The sequence below is a fragment of the Pinisolibacter aquiterrae genome (genome assembly GCF_019160155.1).
Lineage (GTDB): Bacteria > Pseudomonadota > Alphaproteobacteria > Rhizobiales > Ancalomicrobiaceae > Pinisolibacter > Pinisolibacter aquiterrae.
In genome coordinates this window covers 122,769-137,344 of record NZ_JAFNIH010000041.1, presented here as the reverse complement: position 1 = coordinate 137,344, position 14,576 = coordinate 122,769, and the positions used below count along the sequence as shown (strand labels likewise).

General features: G+C 69.6%; 13 protein-coding genes. 4 read left to right on the top strand and 9 right to left on the bottom strand.

What is annotated here, in order from left to right; genetic code table 11:
• Nucleotide 1: 1 nt before the first annotated feature.
• Nucleotides 2–2,188, bottom strand: coding sequence for a glycoside hydrolase family 3 N-terminal domain-containing protein (locus J3S89_RS16095; RefSeq protein WP_217928763.1), 2,187 nt, complete (start codon nucleotides 2,186–2,188; stop codon nucleotides 2–4).
• Between the two features lie 116 nt (nucleotides 2,189–2,304).
• On the opposite strand from J3S89_RS16095, the gene J3S89_RS16090 reads away from it, so the two are divergent.
• Entirely contained in the window at nucleotides 2,305–4,086 is a 1,782-nt protein-coding gene (locus J3S89_RS16090; RefSeq protein WP_217928762.1) for an ABC transporter ATP-binding protein/permease, read from the top strand.
• A 9-nt stretch (nucleotides 4,087–4,095) separates the two neighbouring features.
• Here J3S89_RS16090 and J3S89_RS16085 read toward each other — a convergent pair whose 3' ends face one another.
• From J3S89_RS16085 to J3S89_RS16075, 3 genes are all read right to left on the bottom strand, one after another.
• On the bottom strand, nucleotides 4,096–4,344 hold the full coding sequence (locus J3S89_RS16085) for a hypothetical protein (RefSeq protein WP_217928761.1): 249 nt from the start codon (nucleotides 4,342–4,344) through the stop codon (nucleotides 4,096–4,098).
• A gap of 170 nt (nucleotides 4,345–4,514) precedes the next feature.
• Nucleotides 4,515–6,122 carry a GMC family oxidoreductase gene (locus tag J3S89_RS16080; RefSeq protein ID WP_217928759.1) on the bottom strand — a complete coding sequence of 536 codons (1,608 nt, stop codon included), beginning with the start codon at nucleotides 6,120–6,122 and terminating at the stop codon, nucleotides 4,515–4,517.
• Between the two features lie 287 nt (nucleotides 6,123–6,409).
• Nucleotides 6,410–7,906 carry a CoA-acylating methylmalonate-semialdehyde dehydrogenase gene (locus J3S89_RS16075; protein ID WP_217928757.1) on the bottom strand — a complete coding sequence of 499 codons (1,497 nt, stop codon included), beginning with the start codon at nucleotides 7,904–7,906 and terminating at the stop codon, nucleotides 6,410–6,412.
• Between the two features lie 132 nt (nucleotides 7,907–8,038).
• On the opposite strand from J3S89_RS16075, the gene J3S89_RS16070 reads away from it, so the two are divergent.
• Nucleotides 8,039–8,944, top strand: a complete 906-nt coding sequence (locus tag J3S89_RS16070) for a LysR family transcriptional regulator (protein ID WP_217928755.1) — start codon at nucleotides 8,039–8,041, stop codon at nucleotides 8,942–8,944.
• A 37-nt stretch (nucleotides 8,945–8,981) separates the two neighbouring features.
• Here the strand turns inward: J3S89_RS16070 and J3S89_RS16065 are convergent, their stop codons facing one another.
• From J3S89_RS16065 to J3S89_RS16050, 4 genes are all read right to left on the bottom strand, one after another.
• Nucleotides 8,982–9,293 carry an ArsR/SmtB family transcription factor gene (locus J3S89_RS16065; RefSeq protein WP_217928754.1) on the bottom strand — a complete coding sequence of 104 codons (312 nt, stop codon included), beginning with the start codon at nucleotides 9,291–9,293 and terminating at the stop codon, nucleotides 8,982–8,984.
• Nucleotides 9,294–9,564: 271 nt separating this feature from the next.
• Nucleotides 9,565–10,182 carry a TetR family transcriptional regulator C-terminal domain-containing protein gene (locus tag J3S89_RS16060; RefSeq protein ID WP_217928753.1) on the bottom strand — a complete coding sequence of 206 codons (618 nt, stop codon included), beginning with the start codon at nucleotides 10,180–10,182 and terminating at the stop codon, nucleotides 9,565–9,567.
• Between the two features lie 49 nt (nucleotides 10,183–10,231).
• Complete coding sequence (locus tag J3S89_RS16055) at nucleotides 10,232–10,669, bottom strand: hypothetical protein (RefSeq protein WP_217928752.1); 438 nt, start codon at nucleotides 10,667–10,669, stop codon at nucleotides 10,232–10,234.
• Between the two features lie 37 nt (nucleotides 10,670–10,706).
• The gene (locus tag J3S89_RS16050; RefSeq protein ID WP_217928751.1) at nucleotides 10,707–11,693 is read right to left on the bottom strand and encodes a 2-hydroxyacid dehydrogenase; all 987 of its coding nucleotides are present in this window, start codon (nucleotides 11,691–11,693) and stop codon (nucleotides 10,707–10,709) included.
• A gap of 211 nt (nucleotides 11,694–11,904) precedes the next feature.
• Here J3S89_RS16050 and J3S89_RS16045 point away from each other — a divergent pair, with 211 nt between their 5' ends.
• Entirely contained in the window at nucleotides 11,905–12,498 is a 594-nt protein-coding gene (locus J3S89_RS16045) for an SH3 domain-containing protein (protein ID WP_217928750.1), read from the top strand.
• A gap of 143 nt (nucleotides 12,499–12,641) precedes the next feature.
• Nucleotides 12,642–13,166, top strand: a complete 525-nt coding sequence (locus tag J3S89_RS16040) for a MarR family winged helix-turn-helix transcriptional regulator (protein WP_217928749.1) — start codon at nucleotides 12,642–12,644, stop codon at nucleotides 13,164–13,166.
• 84 nt (nucleotides 13,167–13,250) lie between these two features.
• Here J3S89_RS16040 and J3S89_RS16035 read toward each other — a convergent pair whose 3' ends face one another.
• Nucleotides 13,251–14,381 carry a TRAP transporter substrate-binding protein gene (locus tag J3S89_RS16035; protein WP_217928748.1) on the bottom strand — a complete coding sequence of 377 codons (1,131 nt, stop codon included), beginning with the start codon at nucleotides 14,379–14,381 and terminating at the stop codon, nucleotides 13,251–13,253.
• Nucleotides 14,382–14,576 lie beyond the last annotated feature (195 nt).

Here is a 14,576-nt window from a genome sequence, read left to right as displayed (position 1 = left end):
TTCACGCCACCGCAGGCTCGGCGAGGAGCTCGACGGAGACCGTCTTCAGGCTCGCGCGATCGGCGGAGAAGCCGACCGAGAGGTCGAAACGGCCGGGCTCCAGACGCGGTTCCAGATCGGGCCCGAGCAGGACGAAATCCGCCGCCGTCAGCGTGAAGGCGAGGTCGCGCGTCTCGCCGGCCGCCAATTCGATCGTCTCGAAGCGTTTCAGCTCGAGGAGCGGCCGCGCGGTCGAGGCGACGACGTCGCGGGAGAAGAGGAAGACCGTGGTCGCCCCGGCGCGGGCGCCGCGATTGGTCACTCTCGTCGTCACCACGACCCCCTCGCCGGCCCGGAAGGCGGGGCTCGACGGACGCGGCGCCTCCAGGCCGAAATCGGCATAGGAGAGGCCGTGGCCGAACGGGAAGAGCGGCGTGTTGGGGACGTCGAGATATTGGGTGGTGAAGTGCTCGCCGAGCACGAAGGGCCGCCCGGACGGCCGCTCGCCGAAGAAGACCGGGATCTGACCGACGTCGAGCGGCCAGGAGACCGGCAGCGAGCCCGAGGGCGACACCGCGCCGGCGACGAGGTCGGCGACGGCCCGGCCACCCTCCGATCCGGGATACCAGACGACGAGCGTGGCGTCGGCCTTCTTCAGAAGCTCGGTCTCGATCAGCGGCCGACCGCAGGTCATCACGACGACGCAGGGCTTGCCGAGGGCGAGGATGCGCGCCGCCAGCTCCGCCTGCCGGCCGGTGAGGCCCGGCCGAGCGCGGCTCGCCGCCTCGCCGGAGAGTTCGCTCGGCTCGCCGAGCGCCAGGACGACGACGTCGCAAGTGGTCGCAAGCGCTTCCGCCTCGGCGATCAGCATGGCGTCGCACGCCGCGCCGGCATCGTCCTCGGCGTGATCGGCGGCGCAGCCCTCGGCGACGCGGACCTCGCGCCCGGGGAAGGCGGCGGCGAAACCGGCGGTGAGCGTGACGATCTCGTCCTGGTCGCCGAGACCGCTCCAGGGGCCGATCATCTGGGCGGTGTCGTCGACGAAGGGGCCGATCAGGGCGATCGGGCCGCCTTCGGGCGCGAGCGGCAGGACACGGCCGCGATTGGTCAGCAGCACGGCGGAGGCGGCGGCGGCCTCACGCACCACCGCGCGGCGCTCGGCACGGGTGGAGGCGGCCGGGCGCGCCGGATCGCCTCGGCCGAAGGGCGCCTCGAAGAGGCCGAGGCGTTCCTTGACCCGGAGCACGCGGGCGACCGTCTCGTCGATCAGGTCGATCGAGATCAGGCCGCGTTCCAGCGCCGGCTTCAGGCCGTCGGGATAGGCGCGGCTCTCCATGTCGAGGTCCATGCCGGCCTTCAGTGCGATGGCGGCGGCCTCGACCATGTCGGCGGCGACGCCGTGGGCGACCAGTTCGCCGACCGCGTCGTAATCGGAGACGTAGATCCCCTCGAAGCCCCAGCGACCGCGAACGAGATCGGTGAGGAAGCCGTGATCGCCCGACATCGGCCGTCCCGCGATGTCGACGAAGGCGGGCATGATGGCGAGGCAGCCGGCCTTCACCGCCGCCTCGAAGGCGGGCAGATAGACCTCGTGCAGGGTGCGCTCGGAAATCTCGACCGAGGCGTAGTCGCGCCCGGCGGTGCAGGCGCCATAGGCGGCGAAATGCTTGGCGGTGGCGGCGAGCGACCACGGGCTCGCCGGGTCGGCGCCCTGGAAGCCCCGCACCTTGGCGGCGGCGAAGGCGCGGCCGACGGTCGGGTCCTCGCCGGGCCCCTCGACGATGCGGCCCCAACGGGGATCGCGGGCGCAGTCGAGCATCGGCGCGAAGGTGAGGTGGATGCCGTCGTCGCAGGCCTCTTCCGCGGCGAGACGGGCGGTCTTCTCCCAGAGGTCCGGGCGGAAGGCGGCGGTCTCGCCGAGCGGCACCGGGGCGTTGGTGAAATAGCCGTGGACGACGTCGAGCCCGAAGAGCAGCGGGATCTTCAGCCGGCTCTCCTCGACGGCGACCCGCTGGAGCGCATGGATGCGGTCGCGTCCGACGAGGTTCAGGACCGAGCCGACCCGGCCGGAGCGGACGTCCTCGACCGTCGGCTCCTCGGCGGCGCGCGGCCCGGTGACGATGGTCTCGGCACCGAGGGAGACCATGACCAACTGGCCGATCTTCTCCTCGAGAGTCATGGTGGCGAGCAATTCGGTGATGCGTGACATCGTCTCATGCCTTCGTCTGAGGCGGCCGCGATCATGCGCCACCTCAACGTCATTTCAACACGTGGGCGTGTAGGATCCGCTAAAGACGAATAAAATCGAACCGAAACGGTGCCCCCATGTCGGACCCTGCCGACACTTCCGCCGAACCTCCACTCGCGACGCTGGCGCCGCACGGCGGAACGTTCGCGCAGGTGCGTCAGATCCTCGCGCGGATGCGCGGCGCGCCGGAGCGCAAGGCGCTCGCCTGGCTGGTGTTGGGGCTGGTCTCCACCATCATCGCCAACAATGCCGCGCAGATCTGGCTCAACGACTGGCAGGGCCTCTTCTACGACGCGCTGGAGCGGCGCGACTGGCCGGGTTTCGTCTCCGAGGCGCTGCACTTCCTGCGCATCGCCGGCACGCTCCTGGTCCTGGTGGTGTTCCAGACCTGGGGCACCGAGATGATCAAGGTGCAGCTCCGCTCGTGGCTGACGCGGCATCTCCTCGACGCGTGGCTGGTGTCGAAACGCTCCTATCTCCTCACCTTCGCCGGCGAGGTCGGAGCCAATCCCGATCAGCGCATCCACGAGGACACCCGGCATCTCGCCGAACTCACCGCCGATCTCGGCGCCAGCCTGATCCAGGCCTCGCTGCTGCTCGTCTCCTTCATCGGCGTCCTCTGGGTGCTCTCCGAACAGGTCAAGTTCGACATCGGCGGCCATCTCGTCGGAATCCCCGGCTACATGGTGTGGTGCGCGCTCGCCTTCGCGCTCGCCGGATCGACGCTGACGTGGTGGGTCGGGCGGCCGATGGTCGACGACAACGCGGCGCGCTACGCCCGCGAGGCCGACATGCGCTTCGCCCTGGTCCGGATCGGCGAATCGGCGGAAGGCATCACCCTCTACGGCGGCGAGGCCGACGAGCGGCGCACCATCGACGTTCTGTTCGGCCGCGTCCTCGCGGCGATGCAGCGTCTGGTGAACGATCTCGCCCGCCTCACCTGGGTCACCTCCGGCTACGGCTGGCTCGCGCTGGTGGTGCCGGTGATCGTCGCCGCGCCGGGCTATTTCTCCGGCGCCATGTCGCTCGGCGGGCTGATGATGGTGGTCAATTCCTTCAATCAGGTGCAGTCGTCGCTGCGCTGGTTCGTCGACAACTATTCGCGCATCGCCGATTGGCGGGCGACGCTCAGGCGCGTCGAGGCGCTGCACGAGGCGCTCGCCGCGCTCGACCGGGCGCCGGGCGGCAACGGGCGCTTCGACTGTATCGAGGACGCGACCGACGGCGTGCGTTTCAAAGGGTTCGAGCTGAAACTCCCCAGCGGGCGCTCCGGTTTCGCAACGCCCGACGTCGCCATCGAGCGCGGCGAGCGGGTGCAGATCGTCGGCGAGACCGCCGCCGGCAAGAGCACGCTCTTCCTCGCCATGGCGGGCCTGTGGTCACGGGGCAAGGGCATCATCCGCCATCCGCCGCGCGACCGCATGATCTTCCTGCCCGAACGACCCTATTTCCCGATCGGCACGCTCGCCGAGGCGCTCGCCTATCCCGACGCGCCGGGGGCGCATCCGATCGAGGACATCACCCGGGCGCTGGAGGCGGTGGGGCTCGGGCGGCTGACCGTCTGTCTCGATCAGACCCTGCGCTGGGACCGCGACATCGCCTTCGACGACCAGCAGCTGCTCGCCTTCGCCCGGGTGTGGCTGCATCGGCCCGACTGGGTGGTGATGGACGACGCCATGAGCGCCCTCGGCGCGGCGACGCGGCGCCGGGTCTTCGCGCTGATGCAGAGCCTCGAGGGTCTCTCGGTGATCGCGCTCTCCAAGGCCGAGGACGGCGACCCGTTCTACACGCGCACGATCGCGCTCGTCCGCCGCAACGGCGAGCGCAAGCCCGGCCGCAACGGACGCGGCCGGCGCTGAGACGACGGCTCAGCCGATCTTGCGATCGCGGGGACGCTCAGGGCCGATCATGCCGGCGGCGCGGCTGCGTCCGCCCGGGCGGGTCGGCCGCTCGGCGTGACGACGCAGCGCCCGTTCGGCGCTCCAGGGATCGGCGAAGCGCGCGCCCTCGAAGGCGCGGAAGCGCGGCGCGACCGCGTGGAAGGCGTAACTCTCGCCGTCGCGGATCAGGAGACCGGCCTCGACGTCGTCGATCTCGATCAGGTAGCTGTCGAACATGGCGGGCGTCTCCGACCGGCTCGCTTCGGGCCGATACCTCGCCCGATCGGCGACCTTTGAGCAGATTTCGACGCAAGCCGTGTGACGGTTCTCCGACGGTTTCGCCTTTTCCCCGGAGATCCCTCCGGTTGCGGTAGAGACCTACCTCCCCTTGCGGAAAAGAACGGATCTCACCGGCCGGCCCGGTCGGCGAGGATCATCGCGGCGCCCTTGTCGGCGATCATGATCGTCGGCGAATTGGTGTTGCCGGAGACGATCGTCGGCATCACCGAGGCATCGACCACGCGCAGGCCGGAGACGCCGCGCACCCGAAGGCGCGCGTCGGTGACGGCGGCGGGATCGTCGGCAGTGCTCATCTTGGCGGTGCCGACCGGATGGAAGATCGTCGTGCCGACGTCGCCGGCGGCCTTCGCCAGAGCCGCGTCGCTCACACGGTCCGCTCCCGGCAGATGCTCGGTCGGGCGGAAGCGGGCGAGCGGCGCGGCGGCGACGACCCGACGGGCGAGGCGCAGGCTCTCGACCGCGACACGGCGATCCTCTTCGGTCGAGAGGTAGTTCGGCCGGATCACCGGCGCGGCGGCGGGATCGCGCGAGCGGGCGTGGATCGAGCCGCGTGAGGTCGGGCGCAGGTTGCAGACCGAGACGGTGAAGGCGGCGAAGGGATGCATCGGCTCGCCGAAGCGATCGAGCGACAGCGGCTGAATGTGGAACTCGAGGTTCGGCGTCTCGACCTCGGGCGAGGAGCGAGTGAAGGCGCCGAACTGCGACGGCGCCATGGCGAGCGGGCCGCGCCGGAAGAGCGCGTATTCGAGGCCCATCCAGGCGCGTTTCAGGAGGTTCGGATAGTCGGTGTTGAGGGTGCGGGTGCCCTCGACCTTGAAGACGGTGCGGAGCTGGAGGTGGTCCTGGAGGTTCTCGCCGACGCCGGGGACGGCGGCCACCGTCGCCACGCCGAGCTCGGCGAGGCGGGCGGGATCGCCGATGCCGGAGCGCTCGAGGATCGGCGGCGAGGCGACCGCGCCGGCGGCGAGAATCACCTCAGCCGAGGCGCCGACGCGCTCCTCGCGGCCCGCCTTCACATAGGCGACGCCGACGGCGCGGGTCCCCTCGAAGAGGACGCGGTCGGCGAGCGCGCCGGTGATCACCGTCAGATTGGGGCGATCGGCGGCCGGCTTCAGGAAGCCGCGCGCCGCCGACCAGCGCCGCCCGTTCTTCTGATTGACCTGAAAATAGGACGAGCCCTCGTTGTCGCCGCCGTTGAAGTCGGCGACCTTGGGGATGCCGCACTCTTCCGCCGCATCGGCGAAGGCGTCGAGGATCTCCCAGCGCATGCGGGGGGCGTCGACCCGCCATTCGCCGCCGGCGCCGTGGATCGGGCTCGCGCCCCGGAAGTGATCCTCGTGGGCCTTGAAGACGGGGAAGACGTCGTCCCAGCCCCAACCGTCGAGGCCGATCCGGCGCCAGCCGTCGTAGTCGCGGCTCTGGCCGCGCAGATAGAGCATGGCGTTGATCGCCGAGGAGCCGCCGAGGACCTTGCCGCGCGGGTATTTGAGGCTGCGGCCGTTGAGGCCGGGATCGGGCTCGGTCTGGAAGCACCAGTCGGCGCGGGGATTGCCGATGGCGAAGAGATAGCCGACGGGGATGTGGAACCAGATCCAATCGTCCTTGCCGCCGGCCTCGAGAAGCGCGACGCGGATCTTCGGATCGGCGGAGAGCCGATTGGCGAGGACGCAGCCGGCGGAGCCGCCGCCGACGATCACATAGTCGAAGGTTTCCATCGGTTCCTCCCGAAGGCGCATGCCGGATTGCGATGACGATGCGAGGCCGCGAGCCCCCCTCCCCTCAGGGGAGGGGTCGGGGGTGGGGTCGGGCGTCGTCGATCCGCGCAGGTCGGTGGCGGACGCGACCCGAGGGCACGCCGTCTTCTCGGGACGATGGGAGCGCGCAGGGACCACGTCGGTCCCGCATACACCCCACCCCTGCCCCTCCCCTGAGGGGAGGGGTGGTTCGTGCCGTTCCAAATGACGCGACGTATCCTCCCGAACGGGGAGGAGACGCCCTCGCCTCACTTCATCGTCGGGATCGAGAATTCCGCGCCGGAGCGGATGCCGGAGCCCCAGCGCGAGGTCACCGTCTTGGTCTTGGTCCAGAAGCGGAAACCGTCGGCGCCGTGCTGGTTCAAGTCGCCGAAGGAGGAACGCTTCCAGCCGCCGAAGGTGTAGTAGGAGAGCGGCACCGGGATCGGCACGTTGATGCCGACCATGCCGACCTCGACGCGAGCGGCGAAGTCGCGAGCGGCGTCGCCGTCCTGGGTGAAGATCGCGGTGCCGTTGCCGTATTCGTGGGCGTTCACGATCTCCAGAGCGTCCTCGTAGGTGTCGCGGCGGACGATCGACAGGACGGGTCCGAAGATCTCCTCCTTGTAGATGCGCATCTCCGGCGTGACATGGTCGAAGAGACAGCCGCCGACGTAGAAGCCGTTCTCGTAGCCCTGCATGGTGAAGCCGCGGCCGTCGACCAGGAGCTTCGCGCCCTCGGCGACGCCGAGGTCGACGTAGCCCTTGACCTTCTCCATGTGGGCGGCGGTGACCACCGGGCCGAAATCGGCGGAAGCATCGGTCGAGGGGCCGACCTTGAGGCTCTCGACGCGGGGCACCAGCTTGTCGAGCAGGCGCTCGGCGGTGCCGGCGCCGACCGGCACCGCGACCGAGATCGCCATGCAGCGCTCGCCGGCCGAGCCGTAGCCGGCGCCGATCAGCGCGTCGACGGCCTTGTCCATGTCGGCGTCGGGCATGACGATCATATGGTTCTTGGCGCCGCCGAAGCACTGGGCGCGCTTGCCGTTGGCGGTGGCGCGGGCATAGACGTATTGCGCGATCGGGGTCGAGCCGACGAAGGACACCGCCTTGATGTCGGGATCGTCGAGGACGGCGTCGACCGCCTCCTTGTCGCCGTTGACCACGTTGAAGATGCCGGCCGGCAGACCCGCCTCCATCCACAGTTCGGCGAACATCAGCGGCACGCCGGGGTCGCGCTCGGACGGTTTCATCACGAAGGCGTTGCCGCTCGCGATGGCGGGCCCACACATCCACAGGGGGATCATGGCGGGGAAGTTGAACGGCGAGATGCCGGCGACGACGCCGAGCGGCTGGCGCATCGAATAGAGGTCGATCGCCGGGCCGGCGTCGGAGGTGAACTCGCCCTTCAGCATCTGCGGCGCGCCGATGGCGAATTCGATCACCTCGAGGCCGCGCTGGAGATCGCCGCGCGCATCGGGCAGCGTCTTTCCGTGCTCGCGGGCGAGAAGCTCGGAGAGCGCGTCGGCGCGGGTGTTGCAGAGGTCGAGGAACTTCATCAGCACACGGGCGCGGCGCTGCGGATTGACCGCCGCCCAGTCGCGCTGCGCGGCCTTGGCGTTTTCGACGGCGGCGCGGACCTCGGCGGTCGTGGCCAAGGCGACGGTCGCCACCTGTTCGCCGGTCATCGGCTGCCACACGGGGGCGGTGCGCCCCGAAGTTCCCGCGACCGGCTGACCGCCGATGAAATGACCGTAAGCGCGCATGTTTTTTCCTCCCTGATCGGACGGCGCGGAGATTAGGATGGACAAATCGCCACATCCAGGGATCATCGCGCGCAAGGCCCGTGTCAAAATGCCCACAGGGTGGGCCCAGGTCGAGGGGAAAGTGCGAGAGGCATGCGTCGCGGTTTCGATTGGAACGATCTGCGCTTCTTTCTCGCCGTCGCCCAGGTCGGCACGCTGACCGGCGCGGCGCGGCGACTCGGCACCGACCACGCGACCGTCAGCCGCCGCATCTCGGCGCTGGAGGCGGCGATCGGGGCGAAGCTGTTCGAGCGCACCCCCCAGGGCTATCTCACCACCCTCTCCGGCGAGCGGCTGATCACCCACGCCGAGGCGATGGAGGCGGAGGCGATCGCCGCGACGGAAGGGGTCGGGCGCCCGGAGGCCGGCATCAGCGGTACGCTCCGGATCAACACGCTCGAAGGGTTCGGCAATTCGTTCCTGGCGCCGCGCATCGGCCGCTTCGCCGAGCGACATCCGCGTCTCCGGCTCGAGCTGGTGATGATCCAGCAGATCGTCGCGCTGTCGCGGCGCGAGGGCGACGTGGCGATCGGCCTGGCGCCGCCCAAGGAGAGCCGTTTCGTCACCACGCGGCTCACCGACTATCGGCTCGGCCTCTTCGCGGCGCCGACCTATCTCGCCCGCCGGCCGCCGATCGCCGCGCGGCGCGATCTCGAGGGGCACGCCTTCGTCGGCTACGTCGACGATCTCGTCTTCACGCGCGGGCTCGATTATCTCGACGAGGTGCTGCCGGGGCTGAAGGCGCGCATCCAGAGCTCGTCGCTGGTGACGCAGCGCACGATCACCGAGGAGGGGCACGGACTGTGCGTCCTGCCGTTGTTCATGACGCGCGACCGCCCCGGACTGGTGCCGGTGCTGCCCGAGGAGGTTCGGCTCACCCGCAGCTATTGGCTCTTCACCCACGGCGACATCGCCGACAGTGCGCGCGTGCGCGCCGTGGTGCGCTTCGTCCAGGAGGAGATCGCGGCGGCGGGCGCCTGGTTCTCGGGGGAGGCGTGAGCGTGGCGCGGCCGCCGGGGACCGGCGGTCGCGGCGATCAGTCGTCGGTGGCGCAGTCGGCGCAATAGAGGCCGTGCAGCGACTGGAGGATGGAGCGCGCCTCGTCGCCGGAGAGCGAATAGAAGATCATCTGACCGGCGCGCCGCGTCGCGACGTAACCCTTGTGGCGCAGGACCGCGAGATGTTGCGACAGCGCCGATTGGCTGAGGCCGACCGCCTTCTCGAGCTCGCCGACGGACTTCTCGCCCTCGACCAGCTGGCACAGGATCAACAGCCGGCGCGGGCTGCCCATCGACTTGAGGAGCGAGGCCGCCCGTTCGGCATTGGCTTCGAGTTGCGAGATGTTCATCCGCCGTCGTCGTTCCCTTGTGGACCGCCCCCTCCGGCCGGAGAGGCCTACGGTCCGCGTGACCCTCTCGGCTCGTCTCGGTCGGATCCGTCGACGGACCCGGCTGCTCGGGAGGGTGGCCGGCCACAGGCCGCGAGGCATGGAAACCGACTTTCGTCTGGGACTGTGCCAAAGGCGCGAGAGACTTGCAAGTGTTCGCACATGCGAAGGTTCGCGGGTTCCCTTGATCCGACAGGAAAATTTTACTCATTTCCCGGCGAAATACGCAATCTCACAGAGCCCTTCTCGCGGCGAGGGCGTCGTCGACGAATCGCTCGGCGAGCGCGATGCCGGTTTCCGCCGCGTAGCATCCCGGATCGAGGCACCATTGCAGCCACAGGCCGTCCATCAGGGCGGCGAGGCCGAGCGCGACGGATTCGGTGTCGATCGTGCGTCCCTCGGGCACGCAGCCGGCGAGTTCCTTCTCCAGGGTGCGGCGATAGTCGACCCAGGTGCGCTTCTGGATCGCCTTCAGGATCTCGCCGTGGGGCAGCATGCTCCAGAACACAACCCAGACGCGGAGCAGCGAGGGATCGAGCACGGCCGGCGAGAAGGAGGCGGCGATGAAGGCGGAGAGCCGGGCGCGGGCGCCGGCGACCGGCTCGACGCGCTCCAGGATCCGCGCCATCACGTCGCTCGACACGTGTTCGTAGGCGGCGGCGACCAGCGCCTCGATGCCCTCGAAATGGTGGTTGACCAGACCGGCGGAGACGCCGGCCTCGGCGGCGATGCGGCGCACCGAGACGCCGGCGTGACCGTCGCGGGCCATGCAGCGCAGCGTCGCCGCGACCAGATCGACCCGGCGATCCTCGGGAAGGGCTCGGCGATACTTCGGCTGACGAGACGTCATCGGATCACCCTCTCCTGCCCGTCGCGTGCCGAGATCGCGGGCGCCGCGATCAGGGACGCATCCAGGTCGCCGCGACCTGCAGACCGAAGCGGACCACGGTCTCCGGTCCGTCCGGGCTCTTGCGCAGATTGAAGCACTTCTCGCGATTGTTGCCGGCCCAGCGCGAACAGTAGCCCTCGGCGATCACCCGCCAGAAGCCGTTCACGGTCTTGGGCTTCTTCGGCCCGATCGGGGTGCGGCTCGCCTTGCCGTCGGGGGTGAAGACCATCTGGTAGCGGCTGCCGTCGGGGCCGGTGGCGATGATCGGCTTGCCGTCGAACCAGGTGGCCTTGATCTCCTCGCCGGGGATCTTCTCGGGCAGGCCCGAGAAGTCGGTCGGCGGCGGCTTCAACTGGGCGAGGGCGGATCCGCCGGTCGCGACCAGAGCGAGGCCGCCGAGAACGACGACGCGAGAGAGGAGAGAGGACCGGCAACGGACACGATTCATCGAGGTCTCCGATCTCGGACGGCGCGGGCGCGCCGTCTCACAGCATCGACGGCAGCACGCGATCGGGCGGGCGATGACCGTCCTGATAGGTCTTGATGTTGATGATGACACGCTCGCCCATGTCGATGCGGCCCTCGAGGGTCGCCGAGCCGAGATGGGGCAGCAGCACCACGCGCTTGGAACGGGCGAGCTTCGGGTTGACCGCCGGCTCGTGCTCGAACACGTCGAGACCGGCCCCGGCCAGTTCACCGGCGTCGAGCATGCGGGCGAGCGCGTTCTCGTCGATCACCTCGCCGCGGGCGGTGTTGACCACGTAGGCGTCGGGGCGCAGCAGCTTGAGGCGGCGGGCGGAGAGCAGATGATAGGTCGCCGGCGTGTGCGGGCAGTGGATCGACACCACGTCCATGCGGGCGAGCATCTGATCGAGGCTCTCCCAATAGGTCGCCTCCAGCCCCTCCTCGACCGAGGTCGGCAGGCGGCGGCGGTTGTGATAGTGGATCGACATGCCGAAGGCCTTGGCGCGGCGGGCGACCGCCTGACCGATGCGGCCCATGCCGATGACGCCGAGGCGCTTGCCGTTGATGCGATGGCCGAGCATCCAGGTCGGCGACCAGCCGCCCCACTCGCCCGACTGCATCACCGCGATGCCCTCGGCCATGCGGCGCGGCACGGCGAGGATGAGCGCCATGGTCATGTCGGCGGTGTCCTCGGTGAGGACGCCGGGGGTGTTGGTGACGGTGATGCCGCGATTGAGCGCGGTCTGGACGTCGATGTTGTCGACGCCGTTGCCGTAGTTGGCGATCAGGCGCAGCTGCGGGCCGGCCTGGGAGATCACGGCCGCGTCGATCGTGTCGGTGACGGTGGGCACCAGCACCTCGGCGGTGCGGGCCGCCTCGACCAGCTCGGCCTGGGTCATCGGACGATCGTCGACGTTGAGACGCGCATCGAAGAGCTCGCGCATGCGGGTCTCGATGACGTCGGGAAGCCGACGGGTGACGATCACCGAGGGTTTGCTCTTCGACATGGGCATCATCGCTCCCCGCGTGGATTCTCTCGTGACGGGGCGCGCGCGTTCTGAGCGCCGCCCCGGGGGAGCCGTCGTTCCCGGCGGCGGGCCACCGGAAGATCGATCCTCGGAAAGTCGCGGACCGTTGAAGGCTCGTTAACCACGCCGCTTCCAAACTTCCGCCCGGATGCGTCGCGCCCCGCCGTTCTCTCTAGCAGAAGCCTCGCAAATGACAATTCGTCGTGGAACCACCCTTTCGTCGCGGTCGATCGTCGGCACTGGCCGCCCGCCCCGCAGGCGACCGGGTCTTCGCGCGATTCTCCTCTGCGCGGCGCTCGCGACGGCCGCGATCCTCGGCGCCGGCCCGGCGGCGGCGCAGTCGCAACAGATCGGACCGAGCGGTCTGCCGTTGCCGCGCTTCGCCTCGACCAAGTCGAGCCCGGTCAACATCCGCATGGGTCCGAGCCGCGACCACGAGATCGCCTGGACCTTCGTCAAACCGGGCGTTCCCGTCGAAATCACGCAGGAATTCGACGTCTGGCTGCGCATTCGCGACAGCGAGGGCGCGGAAGGCTGGGTGCAGAAGACGCTGCTCTCGGGCCGGCGCACCGCTCTGGTCGCGCCCTGGGAGAAGAAGGGCAACACGCCGCTGCGCCAGGAGCCGCAGCCGACCGCGACGATCGTCGCCGAGGTCGAGCCGGGCGTTCTGGTCGACATCGCCGAATGCAACGGGCGCTGGTGTCGGGTGTCGGCGGAAGGCACCAAGGGTTGGATCGAACAGGGCCGCATCTGGGGCGCCTATCCCGACGAGGTGTTCCGTTGACCCGGCCGCGTCGCGGTGTCGCGACATGAGCGCGCGCCTTTCCCGGCGTGCCCGAAAAACCGCCACGGAACCGCCGTTTTCGTAGCGACCGCGAACGATTCGATCGTTGCTCCCCGCCGCTTCCCGTGCGATGCATGGTGCCCATGTCCGACCAGACTCTCGCCAACCGCCTCGCCGCCCTCGCCACCGCTCTCGACGACGCCGTCCATGCCGACACGGACGACCTGTCGCCCAGTGCCGTCGCGGCGCTCCAGTCGATCCGACAGGACGGGCCGCTGGCGATCCAGGACGTCGCGCGCACGATCGGCCTCACCCATTCCGCCACCGTCCGGCTGATCGACCGGCTCGAGAAGGACTGGCTGGTGCGGCGTCTCACGCGCAAGGGGCGCGAGGTTCGGGTCGAGGTGACGGCGCGCGGCCGCCGTCGCGCCTCGCAGTTCCAGGACCGGCGCCTCGCGGTCGCGACAGGTCTTCTCGCCGGCCTCGACGCGACCGAGCTCGGCGCCCTCTCCGGCATCGTCGACAAGCTCCTCGCCGCCAGCGTCCTCGACGTCGACGGCGCCGCGCGCACCTGCCGGTCGTGCGAGCGCGACGGGTGCCGCAAGGTCGGCTGCCCGGTCGAAGCCGCCGCCCGCGCCCTGCCGCCGCCGGCGCCGCCCGCGCGCTGAGCCGGATCGCTCACCGCCGAAACGAGAACAGGCGCCCTGGGGCGCCCGTCGTGCTTCGTTCCTCGGGAGATCCCCCGCCCCGTCTCACGACAGGTCGCGGCCGACCTCGCGCATCTGATAGGCGGCCATGTCCATGACCTTGGCGTAGGACATGCACTGCTGGCGATAGGCCTCGTAGCTCTCGAAGACCTCCTTGGCCATGGCGCCGGAGGCGGCGATCTCGGCGATCGCGGCCTTGGTCTCCTTGGCCAGGACCTTGACGATGTCCTCGGAGAGGGTGCGGACCTGGACGCCCTCCTTGTCGAGCAGCGGCTTCAGCGAGACCACGTTGTGATAGGCGAAGTCGGCGTAGCTCTCGGCGGCCGAGGCATAGGCGGCGCGCTTGACGATGTCCTTCAGGTCGGCGGGAAGCGTGTCGTAGAGCTTCTTGTTGACCATCAGCTCCAGCGCCGGGCCGAACTCGAAGAAGGACGGCAGGTAGTAGTTCTTGGCGACGCGGAAGAGGCCGAAGGCGAGATCGTTCCACGGACCGACCCATTCGGCCGCGTCGATGGTGCCGGACTGCATCGCCTGGAAGATCTCACCCGGCGGCAGCAGCACGACGTTGACGCCGAGGCGGCGCAGAACCTCGCCGCCGAGACCGGCGATGCGCATCTTGAGGCCCTTGAAGTCGTCGACCGTGTTGATCTCCTTGCGGAACCAACCGCCGGCCTGCGGGCCGGACGAGCCGCAGTAGAAGGGCTGGATGCCGAAGGGGGCATAGGCCTTCTCCCACAGCGCCTGACCGCCGCCGAACCAGATCCAGCCCATGTGCTCGTTGGCGAAGAGGCCGAAGGGCATGCCGGTGAAGAAGTGGAAGGCCTTGTCCTTGCCCTGCCAGAAATAGGGCGAGCCGTGCGCCATCTCGGCCGCGCCGGAGGAGACCGCGTCGAAACACTCGAAGGGGGGCACCAGTTCGCCGGCGGCGAAGAGCTGCACGGTGAGGCGGCCGCCCGACATGGCGGTGATCGAATCGGCGAGACGCTGGGCGTTGACGCCGACGCCGGGCGAATTCTTCGGCCAGGCGGAGACCATCTTCCAATTGAACTTGTCCTGCGCCCTGACGACCGCCGGGGCGGCGAGGGTTCCGGCGGCGAGGGTCGCCGCACCGAGCCCGAGGAGATCGCGACGTCCGAGGGCGCCTTCGGCCGGCTTGCGGGTCTGCTCTTCGCTCATCGTCGTCTCCTCGCGGGTTTTTTCCAGTGGGCACGTTACACGCGCATGGGCGCCAAGGTAGTCGGGAGATCCCCGATGGAGCAACGGGTTCGTCGCCGGTTTTCCCCGTCGCCACCCGGGGCGCGGCGGTCGCCCGGGACCGGGGAGAGACGATCTGTTAAGCTCATTTGGAACGGTTCCAATTCACGCGGTTTC

What these genes read in the sequence shown, in the direction of transcription:
- J3S89_RS16095 (WP_217928763.1), bottom strand. Translation starts at nt 2,188, where the DNA reads ATGTCACGCATCACCGAATTGCTCGCCACCATGACTCTCGAGGAGAAG.
- J3S89_RS16090 (WP_217928762.1), top strand. Translation starts at nt 2,305, where the DNA reads ATGTCGGACCCTGCCGACACTTCCGCCGAACCTCCACTCGCGACGCTG.
- J3S89_RS16085 (WP_217928761.1), bottom strand. Translation starts at nt 4,344, where the DNA reads ATGTTCGACAGCTACCTGATCGAGATCGACGACGTCGAGGCCGGTCTC.
- J3S89_RS16080 (WP_217928759.1), bottom strand. Translation starts at nt 6,122, where the DNA reads ATGGAAACCTTCGACTATGTGATCGTCGGCGGCGGCTCCGCCGGCTGC.
- J3S89_RS16075 (WP_217928757.1), bottom strand. Translation starts at nt 7,906, where the DNA reads ATGCGCGCTTACGGTCATTTCATCGGCGGTCAGCCGGTCGCGGGAACT.
- J3S89_RS16070 (WP_217928755.1), top strand. Translation starts at nt 8,039, where the DNA reads ATGCGTCGCGGTTTCGATTGGAACGATCTGCGCTTCTTTCTCGCCGTC.
- J3S89_RS16065 (WP_217928754.1), bottom strand. Translation starts at nt 9,293, where the DNA reads ATGAACATCTCGCAACTCGAAGCCAATGCCGAACGGGCGGCCTCGCTC.
- J3S89_RS16060 (WP_217928753.1), bottom strand. Translation starts at nt 10,182, where the DNA reads ATGACGTCTCGTCAGCCGAAGTATCGCCGAGCCCTTCCCGAGGATCGC.
- J3S89_RS16055 (WP_217928752.1), bottom strand. Translation starts at nt 10,669, where the DNA reads ATGAATCGTGTCCGTTGCCGGTCCTCTCTCCTCTCTCGCGTCGTCGTT.
- J3S89_RS16050 (WP_217928751.1), bottom strand. Translation starts at nt 11,693, where the DNA reads ATGTCGAAGAGCAAACCCTCGGTGATCGTCACCCGTCGGCTTCCCGAC.
- J3S89_RS16045 (WP_217928750.1), top strand. Translation starts at nt 11,905, where the DNA reads ATGACAATTCGTCGTGGAACCACCCTTTCGTCGCGGTCGATCGTCGGC.
- J3S89_RS16040 (WP_217928749.1), top strand. Translation starts at nt 12,642, where the DNA reads ATGTCCGACCAGACTCTCGCCAACCGCCTCGCCGCCCTCGCCACCGCT.
- J3S89_RS16035 (WP_217928748.1), bottom strand. Translation starts at nt 14,381, where the DNA reads ATGAGCGAAGAGCAGACCCGCAAGCCGGCCGAAGGCGCCCTCGGACGT.